This window comes from Acinetobacter sp. V115_6, assembly GCF_031799025.1.
In the GTDB taxonomy this organism is placed as follows: domain Bacteria; phylum Pseudomonadota; class Gammaproteobacteria; order Pseudomonadales; family Moraxellaceae; genus Acinetobacter; species Acinetobacter pittii.
Genome location: NZ_JAVQNO010000021.1, coordinates 793875 through 808523, shown reverse-complemented (window position 1 = coordinate 808523; position 14649 = coordinate 793875). Strand labels below are relative to the sequence as shown.

At 38.8% G+C, this 14649-nt stretch carries 16 protein-coding genes; 13 read left to right on the top strand and 3 right to left on the bottom strand.

Annotated elements, in window-relative coordinates; all coding sequences use genetic code 11:
- Positions 1-14: 14 nt before the first annotated feature.
- From RMA94_RS12235 to ychF, 5 genes are all read left to right on the top strand, one after another.
- Complete coding sequence (locus RMA94_RS12235) at positions 15-845, top strand: MetQ/NlpA family ABC transporter substrate-binding protein (RefSeq protein ID WP_005069671.1); 831 nt, start codon at positions 15-17, stop codon at positions 843-845.
- Between the two features lie 13 nt (positions 846-858).
- Positions 859-1692 (top strand): MetQ/NlpA family ABC transporter substrate-binding protein, encoded by an 834-nt coding sequence (locus RMA94_RS12230; protein WP_017386776.1) that lies wholly within the window; start codon positions 859-861, stop codon positions 1690-1692.
- 5 nt (positions 1693-1697) lie between these two features.
- Complete coding sequence (locus RMA94_RS12225; protein WP_311083140.1) at positions 1698-2774, top strand: ATP-binding cassette domain-containing protein; 1077 nt, start codon at positions 1698-1700, stop codon at positions 2772-2774.
- Positions 2755-3414, top strand: a complete 660-nt coding sequence (locus RMA94_RS12220; protein ID WP_080026837.1) for a methionine ABC transporter permease — start codon at positions 2755-2757, stop codon at positions 3412-3414. Before RMA94_RS12225 ends, RMA94_RS12220 begins: the two co-directional genes overlap by 20 nt.
- Before the next feature lie 93 nt (positions 3415-3507).
- On the top strand, positions 3508-4599 hold the full coding sequence (ychF, locus tag RMA94_RS12215) for a redox-regulated ATPase YchF (protein WP_311083138.1): 1092 nt from the start codon (positions 3508-3510) through the stop codon (positions 4597-4599).
- A 44-nt stretch (positions 4600-4643) separates the two neighbouring features.
- Here ychF and RMA94_RS12210 read toward each other — a convergent pair whose 3' ends face one another.
- Positions 4644-5165: an Mpo1-like protein gene (locus RMA94_RS12210; protein ID WP_311083136.1), complete on the bottom strand. Its 522-nt coding sequence runs from the start codon at positions 5163-5165 to the stop codon at positions 4644-4646.
- A gap of 92 nt (positions 5166-5257) precedes the next feature.
- On the opposite strand from RMA94_RS12210, the gene RMA94_RS12205 reads away from it, so the two are divergent.
- Both RMA94_RS12205 and RMA94_RS12200 read left to right on the top strand, forming a co-directional pair.
- The gene (locus RMA94_RS12205) at positions 5258-5965 is read left to right on the top strand and encodes a Crp/Fnr family transcriptional regulator (protein ID WP_202724046.1); all 708 of its coding nucleotides are present in this window, start codon (positions 5258-5260) and stop codon (positions 5963-5965) included.
- Between the two features lie 171 nt (positions 5966-6136).
- The gene (locus RMA94_RS12200; protein WP_005069685.1) at positions 6137-6424 is read left to right on the top strand and encodes a hypothetical protein; all 288 of its coding nucleotides are present in this window, start codon (positions 6137-6139) and stop codon (positions 6422-6424) included.
- A gap of 121 nt (positions 6425-6545) precedes the next feature.
- Here RMA94_RS12200 and RMA94_RS12195 read toward each other — a convergent pair whose 3' ends face one another.
- Positions 6546-7016 carry a hypothetical protein gene (locus tag RMA94_RS12195; RefSeq protein WP_025466018.1) on the bottom strand — a complete coding sequence of 157 codons (471 nt, stop codon included), beginning with the start codon at positions 7014-7016 and terminating at the stop codon, positions 6546-6548.
- 121 nt (positions 7017-7137) lie between these two features.
- On the opposite strand from RMA94_RS12195, the gene RMA94_RS12190 reads away from it, so the two are divergent.
- The 6 genes from RMA94_RS12190 (at position 7138) to dapC (ending at position 13929) form a co-directional block, all read left to right on the top strand.
- The gene (locus tag RMA94_RS12190; protein WP_001111398.1) at positions 7138-7860 is read left to right on the top strand and encodes an AzlC family ABC transporter permease; all 723 of its coding nucleotides are present in this window, start codon (positions 7138-7140) and stop codon (positions 7858-7860) included.
- A 1-nt stretch (position 7861) separates the two neighbouring features.
- Positions 7862-8203, top strand: a complete 342-nt coding sequence (gene ygaH, locus RMA94_RS12185; RefSeq protein WP_032052203.1) for an L-valine transporter subunit YgaH — start codon at positions 7862-7864, stop codon at positions 8201-8203.
- Positions 8204-8333: 130 nt separating this feature from the next.
- Positions 8334-8723, top strand: a complete 390-nt coding sequence (locus tag RMA94_RS12180; RefSeq protein WP_017386770.1) for a tautomerase family protein — start codon at positions 8334-8336, stop codon at positions 8721-8723.
- Positions 8724-8825: 102 nt separating this feature from the next.
- Positions 8826-10043 (top strand): formate-dependent phosphoribosylglycinamide formyltransferase, encoded by a 1218-nt coding sequence (gene purT / locus RMA94_RS12175; protein WP_311083132.1) that lies wholly within the window; start codon positions 8826-8828, stop codon positions 10041-10043.
- Positions 10044-10070: 27 nt separating this feature from the next.
- The gene (gene glnD / locus RMA94_RS12170) at positions 10071-12734 is read left to right on the top strand and encodes a [protein-PII] uridylyltransferase (RefSeq protein WP_130172782.1); all 2664 of its coding nucleotides are present in this window, start codon (positions 10071-10073) and stop codon (positions 12732-12734) included.
- A 25-nt stretch (positions 12735-12759) separates the two neighbouring features.
- Positions 12760-13929 carry a succinyldiaminopimelate transaminase gene (gene dapC / locus RMA94_RS12165; RefSeq protein WP_213385188.1) on the top strand — a complete coding sequence of 390 codons (1170 nt, stop codon included), beginning with the start codon at positions 12760-12762 and terminating at the stop codon, positions 13927-13929.
- 53 nt (positions 13930-13982) lie between these two features.
- Here dapC and RMA94_RS12160 read toward each other — a convergent pair whose 3' ends face one another.
- On the bottom strand, positions 13983-14615 hold the full coding sequence (locus tag RMA94_RS12160) for a LysE family translocator (protein ID WP_311083130.1): 633 nt from the start codon (positions 14613-14615) through the stop codon (positions 13983-13985).
- Positions 14616-14649 lie beyond the last annotated feature (34 nt).

The following is a 14649-nucleotide window of genomic DNA, read 5'->3' as shown; positions in this document are numbered from 1 at the left end:
ATTTGGAGATAGACATGGCTCAAACAGCCTCAAAAAAATGGCTAGGCATAGGCTTAGTCGTTGTAGTCCTTGTTGTTGCTTTATTCTTTTGGAATAAACACCGTCAAAGTGGCTCAAATGAACTTGTGATTGGCATTAGTCCCCCATTTGCAAAAACTTTACAAGCTGCTGCCGATGAAGCAAAGAAACAGGGCTTAAACGTAAAACTGGTCGAATTTTCTGATTGGAATACACCAAACATTACTTTAAATCATGGGGATATTGATGCGAACTTTTTCCAGCACCAACCTTTCTTAGATAATGCAATTAAAGAAACAGGCTTTAAATTAAAGGCATTTGCAGTGGGTGCAGCATCACATGTGGGACTTTATTCAAAGAAATATAAAAGCCTTGATGAATTGCCGCAAAACGCACGTGTAGTCATTCCAAATGATCCAGTGAACCAAGGTCGTGCCCTGCTACTCTTACAGCAAGCTAAATTAATTACGCTTAAAGATTCAAATAATCATTTATCTGCACTAAAAGATGTAGTTTCAAACCCTAAAAATTTGCAATTCGTAGAGGTTGAAGGACCACAAACTGCTCGTGCAATTGATGATGTTGACTTGGCTTTTGGCTATCCGCATTACCTACGCTTAGCAAAAACAGCTGACCCTGAAAGTGCACTTTTACTTGATGACAATACCAATAAACGTTATGCAATTTTATTTGTAGTGCGTGATGACTACCAAGATAAGGGAGACAAATTGAAGAAATTTGTTGAGATCTATCAAAACTCGCCAAAAGTTAAAGCTGTGTTAGACGCTGAAATTGGGCCAAAACTTTGGTTCCCTGGCTGGAAGTAATAACGGAAAGATTATGGCGATTCAGTTCAAACAGCATAAACCTTGGTTACTCGGAATTACGATTTTAATCGTAGTTCTGGGCCTCGTCGGTTACCGTTATATTAAAAATAAACAAGCCGATGATGTTTTAACGATCGGCATTAGCCCGCCTTATGCTGAGCTATTACAAAGCGTTGCCAATGAAGTAGAAAAGCAAGGCGTTCATGTCAAACTCGTTGAATTTTCTGATTGGCGAGCACCCAATGTTGCCGTACAAAACGGTGATATTGATGCAAACTTTTTCCAGCAAAGCGTATTTCTACGTAATGCTGTTAAAGAAACGGGTTATGACTTACACGCATTTGGTGTGGGTTCAGGAAGTCATGTGGGTTTATATTCAAAAAAATATAAATCACTTGAAGACTTACCTTCAAAAGCACGTGTAGCTATTCCAAACGATCCGGTCAATTTAGCCCGTGCTTTAATTTTATTGCACCGTGCAGGCTTAATTCAGCTTAAAGATATAAATAATGAGCTTTCAACCACTCAAGACATTATTGCTAATCCTAAACAGTTGAGCTTCGTTGAAGTTGAAGGCCCACAGACAGCACATGCCTATAACGATGTCGATTTAATTTTCGGCTTCCCCCACTACTTAAAAATGGCAAAGGTAACCGATCCACATAGCGCATTATTTTTAGATCCAATCGATAAAAAATATGCAATTTTGTTTGTGACCCGTCGCGATTACCAAGACAAAAACCAAAAACTTGCAACCTTTGTTAAAGCATTCCAGAACTCAAAACAAGCACAAGACATTCTGGATAAAGACTTTGGTAAAGGTATGTGGTTTCAAGGCTGGAAATAAGGAGAATGATGATGGTGAGTTTTGGATCGCAAGTTGATTTTTCTCTACCCCATATCAAAATTCGCGGTTTAAATAAGTTTTACCAATCGCAAGGTCAAAAACTGCATGCCTTAAAAGAAATTAACCTTGATGTTCCCCAAGGTAAAATCTTAGGCATTATTGGGAAAAGCGGTGCAGGCAAATCTTCCTTGCTCCGTACTTTAAATGGCTTGGAACAAGTGAATACTGGCAGTATTCATATTCATCAACAAAACATTGCTGAATTGAGTCATGCCGAACTCATTCAAACCCGTCAACGCATTGGAATGATTTTCCAACATTTCAATTTAATGTCTGCAAAAACAGTTTGGGAAAATGTGGCATTGCCCCTAAAAGTTTCCAATTACAACAAAGCAGATATCGACCAACGTGTAAATGAAGTTTTGGCACTGGTGGGATTGGCAGATAAGTCTAGCTATTATCCGTCACAACTTTCTGGTGGGCAAAAGCAACGTGTCGGTATTGCACGTGCACTTGTTCATCACCCTGAAATTTTACTTTGTGATGAAGCGACTTCAGCGCTTGATCCAGAAAGTACAGCCACTATTTTGGCTTTACTTAAGAAGATTAATCAGGAATTGGGCTTGACCATCGTATTAATCACTCATGAAATGCAGGTTATTCGAGAAATTTGCGATCAAGTCGTAGTGATTGATCAAGGTGAGATTGTAGAGGCTGGACAAGTTTGGTCCGTGTTTTCACGACCAGAGCAACAAATTACTCAAGAATTGCTAAATCTTGAACAGATCACCCTGCCTTTTAAGATCAGTCCGTTACCCGATGAAAATTCGACTCATATTATTATAAAACTTAAATATGAGGCTGAAGCACATCAGGTTCCTGATATTCAAGAACTACTTGCTAGGTTTAAAGCACCCGTCAATTTATATCAAAGTCAGGTCGATACCATTCAAGGACACATTATTGGTTCACTTTTAGTGGGTATCCCTAATGTAGAAATTGATATTTCATCCATACGACAAGACGCATTAACTGCAATTGCACAATTTGAGGTACTTGGCTATGCCCGACCAGCTCATTGATCTATTAATTAGTGGAACTGTAGATACCTTACTGATGGTGGGTGCATCTGCGTTTATTGCTTTTTTAATTGGCTTACCCATTGCAGTTGTTCTAGTGAGTACTTCTGAGCATGGCATTCACCCATCACAAAAGATTAATCAGGCTTTGGGCTGGGTAATCAACATTACTCGCTCTGTACCTTTTCTTATTTTAATGGTTGCACTTATTCCGCTTACTCGCTGGATTGTGGGTACAAGTTACGGTGTATGGGCAGCCGTTGTTCCATTAACGATTGCTGCAATTCCTTTCTTTGCGCGTATTGCAGAAGTTAGCTTACGTGAAGTCGATCAAGGCTTAATTGAAGCTGCACAAGCGATGGGTTGTAACCGTAAACAAATTATTTGGCATGTGCTTTTACCAGAGGCTTTGCCAGGTATTGTTGCGGGCTTTACTGTCACAATTGTTACCATGATTAACTCCTCGGCGATTGCTGGTGCTATTGGTGCAGGTGGTCTAGGAGACATTGCTTATCGTTATGGCTATCAACGTTTTGATATGCAAATTATGGTGGCTGTAATTTTAGTGTTGATTGTTTTAGTCATGTTAGTACAAGCAACTGGTGATGCATTAGCCCAGCAACTTGATAAACGTAAAGTTTAAACTCAACAGAACCCTGCTCTAGCCATGACTTTGTCATGGCTTTCATGTAAAATCAGCGACAATTTTTAATTTACACATTTGTGAGTGGTTTTCATGGGTTTTAATTGCGGTATTGTTGGTCTGCCAAACGTAGGGAAATCTACCCTTTTCAATGCATTAACGAAAGCAGCAATTGCAGCGGAAAACTTCCCTTTCTGTACCATTGAACCAAACACAGGTATTGTTCCTGTACCAGATCCACGTTTAGACAAACTTGCTGCGATTGTTAAACCGCAACGTATTTTGCCAACTACAATGGAATTTGTAGATATTGCAGGTCTTGTTGCTGGTGCATCAAAAGGTGAAGGCTTGGGTAACCAATTCCTTGCTAACATTCGTGAAACTGATGCAATTGCTCACGTGGTACGTTGTTTCGAAGATGAAAACGTGATTCACGTAAACGGTAAAATTGATCCGTTAGATGACATCGCAACCATCAATACTGAACTTGCACTTGCAGACCTTGAAACTGTTGCTAAAGCAATTTTACGTTTGACTAAAGTCGCTAAAGGTGGTGACAAAGAAGCTGTTGCAACTAAAGCAGTTTTAGAAAAAATCCAACCATTACTAGACGAAGGTAAACCAGCACGCGCTGCTGATTTGTCTGATGACGAACGTAAATTAGTTCGTGGTTTTGGTTTAATGACTTTAAAACCAACGATGTATATTGCCAACGTTGCTGAAGACGGTTTTGAAAATAACCCGCATTTAGATGCAGTAAAAAAACTTGCTACTGAAGAAAACGCAATTGTTGTTCCTCTTTGCAACCAGATCGAAGCTGAAATTTCATTATTAGAAGATGAAGATCGTGCTGAGTTCCTAGAAGCAATGGGCATGGAAGAACCAGGCTTAAATGTGGTTATTCGTGCAGGTTATGCGCTTTTAGGTTTACAGACTTATTTCACTGCTGGTGTACAAGAAGTACGTGCATGGACTGTAAAAGTTGGTGCTACCGCTCCTCAAGCAGCTGGTGTTATTCATACCGACTTCGAAAAAGGCTTCATCCGTGCTGAAGTTGTTGCATATGATGACTTCGTACAATACAACGGTGAAAACGGCGCTAAAGAAGCTGGTAAATGGCGTTTAGAAGGTAAAACTTACGTTGTTCAAGACGGCGATGTAATGCACTTCCGTTTTAACGTTTAAGTTAAAGCTAAAAAAGCCCCAATATGTTGGGGCTTTTTTTATATTTAATGACTTAAATCCATCATCTCTCGTTTACTGCGCGCCTCTTGTAAAATACGCGCATGCAAAGGCTTTCTAAAACCTAGCATAAATATAAATTCTGCCAATACAAATAACGGTCCTATCGCAAGTCCTATCACATCATCAACGAAGGCAGGTTTTTTCTTTTCAAAATAATGTCCCACAAACTGAAAGACCCAACCCACCACAAAGAAACCAATACTTGCTGCTAACCATTCTCCAAAAGATAACTGTGCAATTTGGCTCGCCAGTGGATACAAAGCAACCAAGATAATGAGCATGAGTAAGCCAAATACTTTATCTAAAATAAAATAATAGATCGTACTAGCTGCAATCAGGACTATGGCTAAAGTCAGTTTAAAACTACCAATATCAACTCCAGCTCTTGCGGTTAAACACAAAATTGAAAACACGATGAGCGGAATACCGATAAAGTGCGTCAAAATATTTTTATGATTTAAGTGGTAAGCCGCATATTTGCTAAGCTCTTGCTCCAGATTTGACATGAGTTATTCCCTATTCACTTACATATAGTCATACTGTACATATAAGGAAAACGTAAAGTTGTCAGCTATTTGACAAAGTAATGAATTTTTTCATGGATGACCGAATATTGGACCTAATTTATATTAATCGACTAAAAGAAAACACATGGTTTAGTGTGCTTCCGGAAATATTCCAAAATTTTATTTTAGAACATGGCAAACAAATCACCTTTGAGAAAAATAGCTATGTTTTCCATGCTCAAGATCTATTTGATGGTATTTATACCGTACTTGAAGGCTCGATTAGCTTGGGTTATGTCGATGTAAATGGTAATGAAGCTCTTTCTGCTATTGCTGAGCCAATCATGTGGTTTGGTGAAATATCATTGATTGATCATGAACCGCGCTCACACGATGCGATTGCATTGAAAAAAAGTACAGTTCTACATATTCCAGCGAAGCCTTTAAATGAGCTACTCAAGGATAATCCATATTATTGGTACTATTTTGCACGTTTAACCAGCCAAAAACTCAGGTACGTTTTCTTAGAACAGATTGCTATCCAAACATGTAGTATTTCTCAAAGACTGGCGCAGCGCCTTCTATTCATTTTAGAAGGATATGGGAATCATATTCTTATTCAAGATCATCACATACATATTTCTCAAGAACAGTTGGCAAATATGCTGACCACATCTAGACAAACGATCAATCATGAACTGAACCTGCTCGAAAAACAGAAAATCATTAAAATTGCTTTTAGAAAAATTGAGATTCTAGATATTGAGAAATTGAAAGTAGTTGCTAAAGCACAATGCTAATTTTTTAAAAGCGTCTAAATAATAAAAACTTAAAATTAAATTAAAAAATTAGATAACACTGCAAATCAAAACATTGTTCAAACTCTATTTCCACAAAATAAATGTGTTAAAGCAGATATTTTCACCCTACACTCAAGCTGAGCAATAATACTCAACAAGGCGCTGATTAACATGAAAAAATTATCAACAATTCTTACAGCAGGCGTATTGGCTATGTTAAGTGTTTCGGCATTTGCATGTCCAAAAGGGACTCAACTACAAGGCGGTACAGGACCAAATCACAAAGGTGGAAAATGTGTAGCGGTACATGGAAAAGCTACCGCTCAAAAAGCCAAGAAAGAGGTAACTAAAACTAAACAGGATGTTAAAAAAGACTTAAGCACTCAAAAACATGATGCAATGACCAGCGCGACTCATGCTCAACATGAATCACAGCAAATGACTCATCAAATGAAATAAGATGCTGTGAAGACTGCAAACACCGCTAAAGCTGCCACAAAACCGTAATTCACATTCACTCATTATTGTTTAAAAGCAAAAAAGCGAGATTGATCATCTCGCTTTTTTAAATTCATTAGTTTTATTTTGGCGAAGTATTTCCAAGATTCGGCGTATCGATCGCATCCTTACATTGAGCCTTATCTCGCTCATAGTCCGCTTGTTTTTGGGCAACTGAACTATTATTTTCTAGCGTTTCGCGTGCCCATATATCTAAACTTGTCAGAGCCTTACGACAGAGTGCATATTTCCCTTCTGTCACCGAATCCGTCATTTTTACATTAATGCGCCAGTCTGTACTTAATTGGCGTAAAGGTTTACGAACTTTGTCATCAATTTGGCTGAGTTGTTTTTCATAAACTAAATGCTCAACCGTGTTAATTAATGCCCATGCTTTTTGAGCATAAACAGTTGCATCATTGGTTAGTTTCGGTGCTGGCTTAATTTCTACTTTTTTTTCTGCACCTTGATTACCATTATCACAGCCCTGCAATGTAAAAATACCTGCACTCATCATGGCGATATAAACTAAACGAATCTTTGCCTTGAACATATCAAACTGCCGATTAAACATTTCGGCACTATGCTATTAAATTCGGCTACAATACTCAATCTTTCAAGTATTTTTATCATTTGGTTTATTGCCAAGGTGTATTGTGTCCGAACAACAATTGATGCCTGCCCAAACAGCAACTTTTTGGCAAGGCGCCAAAGATAGCCAAGCTATCGTACTCACCTATTTACCCGTTTCTTTTGCCTTTGGCGTTTCTGCCTCTCAGTTTGGTTTTACACCATGGGAAGCTTTTTTTCTATCTTGTTCAATGTATGCTGGCGCTAGCCAGTTCTTGGTTGTCGCTCTTTTGGCTAGCGGTTCATCCATCTGGCTAACAGCATTAACAGTCATTGCACTAGATATTCGCCATGTCCTGTATGGACCTGCTCTATACAACCTGATTCCAAACAAATTAAATCTTAAGAAAACTGCAGTATGGGCTTGGGGCTTAACCGATGAAGTTTTTGCCAGTGGAATGATCCAACTTTCACAGCGCAAACAACAATGGTCCGAGTCTTGGATGCTTGGCTTAAGTCTATTTAGTTGGATGGCTTGGGCAAGTGGCTCTTTGTTAGGTGGATTATTTGCCGATCAAGTTGCTCATTTACCAAAGTTTTTACAAGCAGCTTTAGACTTCTTATTACCTGCTTTATTTTTAAGTTTTTTATTAGCCGCATTTGAACGAAAGCATAGCCTTGTTGTTGCTGTATCTTTAGTAGTTTCAGCTTTGGCGTGTTATTGGATTAACTTATCAGCGGCTATCTTTATAGGTATTTTTTCAGGCATTTTAGCTGGTCTATTTAAACATTATGTGCTGAAACAGCATGATGAGGTTGAGGCTTAATATGAACCTAGAAATTATTCTGGTCGGCATTATTGTGGGTATAGCCAATTTTGCTTCACGCTTTGGACCTTTTTTTGTAATACAAAAATTACAGGGTTCGCAGCAAAGACGCGGCTCAATCTGGATAAAAATTGCTTTGGGAAGTATTGGAATATCTGCAATTAGTGCCATGCTTGTAGTTGCTACTCTTCCACCTCTCCTTGAAAATCCCAATAAGAGTTTCGCAATGCTTATCGGTTTTTTAGTTTTAGCAGGTCTTTATTTTAAATTTAAGAAAATCGTACCAGCAACTTTAACTGCCGCAATTGTTTATGGTCTGATCTATACTTATTTACCTTTATAAATAGATAAACTTATCTTCCTTATATAAAATAAAATCTGGCCAGAGGCGTTTAAGATTGAAACTTCTGGCCTGAAAAATCTAATTTTGAATTGATTAAAAAGATAACCTTAGCTACTTAATAGAGATAAAAATGTCACAAGTTAAAATTTATGCAAATGAACAAACCATTATGCAGTACCGAGAATTACTTTCTCATGCAATCCATCAGGCGCTTATTGAAGAATTGAAATATCCTGTTGAGAAAAGATTTCAACGTTTTATTAGCCTTAAACCAGGAAATTTCATTTACCCTTCTGACAGAAGCCAGCATTACATTATTATTGAACTTTCAATGTTTGCAGGCCGCAGTGCAGCCACTAAAAAGCAGCTTATCCAAACCTTATTTCGTAATATTCAAGAACAATGTAGAATTTCTCCACAAGACATTGAAATTACTATTTTTGAAACACCTAAAGAAAATTGGGGCATCCGTGGTAAAAATGCGGATGAATTGCTTTTAAACTATCAGGTTAATATCTAAAAACCACTTTTTTAATTGTCCGACAAAATTACTTTTTTTATGCATGATAAGGCTTAACTCCACCATAAGTTCTGCTATGCTTAAAAAAATAATTTTGTCAGGATGATTCGCATGAGCGTGACACTCGGTACCCCACTTCAATCTTCTGCATTTAAAGTTTTATTGTTAGGTTCAGGAGAGCTTGGCAAAGAAGTTGTAATTTCCTTACAACGCCTTGGTGTAGAAGTACATGCAGCCGACCGTTATGATCATGCACCAGCAATGCAAGTTGCACATTTTTCTTATGTGTTAAACATGGCAGATCCTGCTCAATTAAAACAACTCATCGAGAAAATTAAACCAAATTTAATTGTTCCAGAAATTGAAGCAATTGCGACAGAAGTTTTACTTGAAATTGAAGCGAGCAAAACAGCAACTGTCATCCCTTCTGCTAAAGCTGTAAACCTCACAATGAACCGTGAAGGCATCCGCCGTCTTGCGGCTGAAGAACTTGGCCTACCTACTTCTGCTTATCGTTTTGCTGATACGCTCGAAAGCTTCCGCGCCGCTTGCGATGACATTGGTTATCCAAACTTTGTAAAACCAGTCATGTCATCTTCAGGTAAAGGTCAGTCTCGTGTAAAAAGTTTCGATGAAGTCGATGCAGCTTGGGAATATGCAATGCAAGGTGGCCGTGTTAACCAAGGCACGGTTATTATTGAATCTCAAATTGATTTTGATTTTGAAATTACATTACTTACCGTTCGCGCTAAAAACCCTGAAACTGGTGAAATCGAAACTCATTACTGTGACCCAATTGGTCACCGCCAAGATGCCGGGGATTATGTAGAAAGCTGGCAACCTCAACCAATGACGGCGGCGGCACTCGAAGAAGCAAAACGTATTGCAAATAAAGTGACAACTGCACTTGGTGGCTGTGGTATTTTTGGTGTAGAACTGTTTATTAAAGGCGACAAGGTTTGGTTTAGTGAAGTCTCACCTCGCCCACACGATACAGGACTCGTAACTTTAGCATCTCAGTTTCAAAGTGAATTTGAACTGCATGCACGTGCAATTTTAGGTTTACCTGTAAACACAGCACGCCACAGTGTTGCAGCAAGTGCAGTAATTTATGCTGGAGTTGATGCCAGCAATTTAAGTTATGGCAACCTCAATGTAGCTTTAACACACCCAGACACCGATTTACGCCTGTTTGGCAAACCAGAAGGTTTCAAACGTCGTCGTATGGGGGTAGCAACCGCTCGTGCTGAAAATACTGATCTTGCTCGTACTTTAGCAAAAGAAACCGCTGATCAAGTAAGCGTTCAAACAAACTCTTAATTTTTACTTATTGGTAGACCCATTTTCATGATCAATATATCGCCATTGTTGAACTATGTCTCAAGTCATCATGATATTAAAGCCATTAATCAATGGCGAACGGATGTAGAAAAGCAGTTGCAAGATTCATATGAAAATGGGCAATCTATTCGTGAAATCATTAAAGCCCGTTCAGATTTAGTAGATGAAGCACTGATCTTTTTATGGAAACATGCTGAACTCGATCAGACAGAACTGGGCCTTTTTGCTGTAGGCGGTTATGGGCGCCGTGAAATGTTACCCTATTCCGACGTCGATATCATGATTTTATCGGAACATGAAATTAACGAAGAAAACGAAAAACGTATCTCTACATTTATTTCTTCTTTATGGGACGTTGGCAATTTCAAACCCGGCATTAGTGTTCGCACGATTCAAAGCTGTGTTGAACAGGCCGCTACCGATTTAACCGTTGCAACAACTTTAATTGAGGCGCGGTTAATTACTGGTAATAATCAGCTTGCGAAATGGCCTCGCCGTATTGTTTCGCAGACATGGACAGATAAAACATTTTATGACGCAAAGATGGCCGAACAAGCCAAGCGTTACCATCAACACAACAATACTGAAAGTAATTTAGAACCTGATATTAAAAATGCGCCGGGTGGTATCCGTGACATTAACCAAATTGGCTGGATTGCTAAACGTCACTTTCGCGTAAACCGTATTTATGACTTAGTGCATTTAGGTTTCATTTCAGAGTTTGAATTGGCAGTTTTAGAAGAAGCAGAAAGTTTTCTTTGGGAAATTCGACATCATTTACACCGTTTAGCTAAACGTGATGAAAACCGTTTACTCTTTGACCACCAAAGAGAAATTGCCGCGAAATTTGGATATGTGCGTCAAGAAGGCCAACCTGTAAATTATGGGGTTGAGCAGTTCATGAAACGCTACTACCGTACGGCGCAGCAAGTTTCAACACTCAATGAAATGTTGCTGGCGTATTTTAGCGAGTCAGTGATTACTCCTCGACTCCCCAACTATGAACGCAAAATTGAAGTCGTTAACGATCACTTTAAAATTGTCGATAATAAACTTGCCGTACAGCATCACAAAATATTCGCAGAGCATCCAAGCGCGATTTTAGAATTGTTCTATATTTTAGCCAATCGACCAGATATTGAAGGAATCCGCGCTCGGACTTTACGCTTACTTATTCTTGCTGCGAAACGAATCAACCAAAGTTATCGCGATAATCCAGAGCATCAAGCACTGTTTATGTCGATTATTCGTTCACCATATCGTTTATACGATACCTTGGTTGCGATGAAACGTTATGGGGTTTTAGGAAACTATATTCCTGCTTTTGGCCAAATTATGGGCCTTATGCAATATGACCTATTCCATATCTATACGGTCGATGCTCATACATTATTATTACTTCGCAATTTAAATCGTTTTAGAGAACCTGAATTTGCCAAAGAATTTCCTGTAGTAAGTTCAGTTTTCCAACGTCTTGCTCGTCAAGATATTGTCTTTATTGCTGCTTTATTCCATGACATTGCAAAAGGTCGCGGTGGTGACCATAGTGAACTTGGTGCAGAAGATGCAATTGAGTTTGGACGTGCACACGGTTTTACAGAGCGTGAATGCAAATTAATTGCATGGCTCATTCAAAACCATTTGCTCATGTCTTTGACCGCTCAGAAAAAAGATATTTCTGATCCTGATGTCGTAAAAGATTTTGCAGAAAAACTTGGCGACATGGAGCATCTTGATTATCTCTACACTTTAACGGTTGCCGATATTAACGCGACAAATCCAAAACTTTGGAACACATGGCGCGCATCGCTTATGCGTCAGCTTTATACGCATGCCCGTGATGTAATCCGTACAGGTTTAGGTCGTCCTGTTGACTACCAAATGTTAATTGAAGACACCAAATTTGCAGCAAGTGAATTACTGGTAAATAACTTCGCATTGGCAGATGTCGAAAAAGTATGGCAAGAACTTGGTGATGAATACTTCATCAAAGAGTCAGCAGACGAAATTGCATGGCACACACAAGCAATTTTAAAACACGGCGATAATCCGGAGCCATTAGTTCTCTTGCGTGCTCACCGTAAAGCAGCTCAAGATGCGGTGCAGATCTTTATTTATACACGCGATCAACCTAACCTATTTGCCACCACCGTTGCCGTTTTAGACCGAATGAACTTAGACGTTCAGGACGCAAAAATTATCACGGCAAGTACAGCATTTAGCTTAGACACTTATGTTGTACTTGATCGTTTTGGTACATTGCTTACCGACCCAGAGCGTGAAGGAACCGTTAAAAATGCATTAGTGAAGGCGCTTAGCCAACCAGATCAATACCCGGGACTCATGCAACGTCGTATTCCACGTCAATTACGTCACTTCGATATTGAAAATACAGTCGACGTAACATTAAATGAAGCCTTACAGCAAAATATGGTCGAAATTTCAACACTCGATCACCCCGGCCTACTTGCACGCGTGGGTGGTTTATTTATGATGCAAGGTTTAGACATCCATTCAGCCCGAATCGCAACTTTAGGTGAACGTGCCGAAGATATTTTCTTTGTCACCAAAAAAGATGGAAAACCGCTGAATAACGAAGAGGTCAAACTCTTCTCGGAAAAACTGAAAGCTGCATTAGATGAAGCATCTAATCAAATTTGTCAGCACTGAAACTCAACTACTTGGTAACTGTTTAATGAACTCTAGCTTGTCGTTATTACACCCGTATCCATTTGAAAAGTTAAACCAACTTTTTAAGGATACTACTCCTGCTAACCTTCCCTTGATTCCTCTATCAATTGGCGAACCTAAGCATCCAGCACCAGAGTTTGTTAAACAGGCTATTATTGATAACTTTAACCATTTATCAACTTATCCAAACAGCAAAGGCTTACCAGAGCTTCGCCAAAGCATTTCAGATTGGTTAACTAAGCGCTTTAAACTTAACAGCATTAGTGCTGAAAACCACATCTTGCCTGTCTCTGGTACACGTGAAGGGATTTTCTCTTTTGTACAGGCATTAATTAATCGTGAAGATGCACCTTATGTGGTGATGCCGAACCCGTTTTATCAAATTTATGAAGGTGCAGCTTTACTTGCAGGTGCAAAGCCATACTTCATTAATTGCACGGAAGAAAATGGCTATTTAGGTGATTTTGATGCTGTACCAGCAGAAGTTTGGGAAAAGACAGCCCTTCTTTTTGTGTGTACACCGGGTAACCCAACAGGTACTGTGCTTTCCAAAGAACAATTTAAAAAGCTAATTGCCTTATCTGATCAATATAATTTCGTTATTGCTTCTGATGAATGCTATTCAGAGCTTTGGTTTGACCAAGCACCTACTGGTCTATTAGAAGTTTGTGCTGAGCTTGGACGTGATGACTACAAAAACTGTATCGTATTTCATTCACTTTCAAAACGCTCAAACTTACCGGGTCTGCGTTCAGGTTTTGTAGCGGGTGATGCCGAATTATTAAAACCATATTTGCAATACCGCACCTATCACGGCGCTGCAATGCCAGTACAACACCAGCTTGCTTCAATCGCAGCGTGGAACGATGAAAATCATGTTGAAGAAAACCGTAAACAATATCGTGCAAAGTTTGATTTATTCCAATCTGAGCTAGGCCATCTGCTCCCATTACAAAAACCTGATGCTGGTTTTTATTACTGGTTAAAAGTAGATAATGATGAAACTTTTGCCAAGATGCTGATGGAAAAAGCACACATTAAGGTTTTACCAGGTCGTTACCTATCTCGTGATACCGAACAAGGTAATCCTGGTGCCAACCATGTGCGTATGGCTTTAGTAGCAGATTTGGCACAATGCGAAGAAGTGGTTAAACGTTTAAAAGCGATTCTTTAAACCCAGCAAATTGCATAGCCTTCAGTATTATTTAGAAGGCTATGCAATGCATATTAACTATAGACAACCAATAACACTGCGAAAAAAATGAAAGCCAGACTAGAGCAATAATATATTCCTCTAGCAGAACGTTTAATCTGTGCTAATACCCGCTCTTGACGCAATAAACGAACCAATAATAAATTCCAGCCAAAAACTACTCCTGTCATCCATATACTCATTAGTAATTTTTGAAATAAGCTAAATTCCTGTTGAATAAGTAGCATTAAACTACTATAAAACATAATATTTTTAGGATTAAGAAGACTGGATTGCAAACCCAAAGCTAAGCTTTTAACTTTACTCTTATAACTAGACTCTTGTTCAAACAAACTATTTTCAGCAACTGTAATATTTAAGATTGTTCCTTGAGTGGCTCTAAAACAAAGAAAACTCAAATAAGCTAAATATCCAGCCCCCATCCATTTAAGTACTAAAAGAATCGTTGTACTTAAATTGCCAAGCACCATAAATCCAAATATACACACCATTAAGATAACAGCATTACCCAAAGTAATTCCCAGAATAACGCCATAGGTATAACGCGCTCCTTTTTGCAAAAGACTGGTCAGAATAAGAAAAAAATCTGGTCCCGGAGATAGGAGTGCTAAAAAGTGAGTAAAGGCGATAACCAAAAAAACTTCCATAACGATTTCATCTTTAAAACTGTATGGAGTAGCT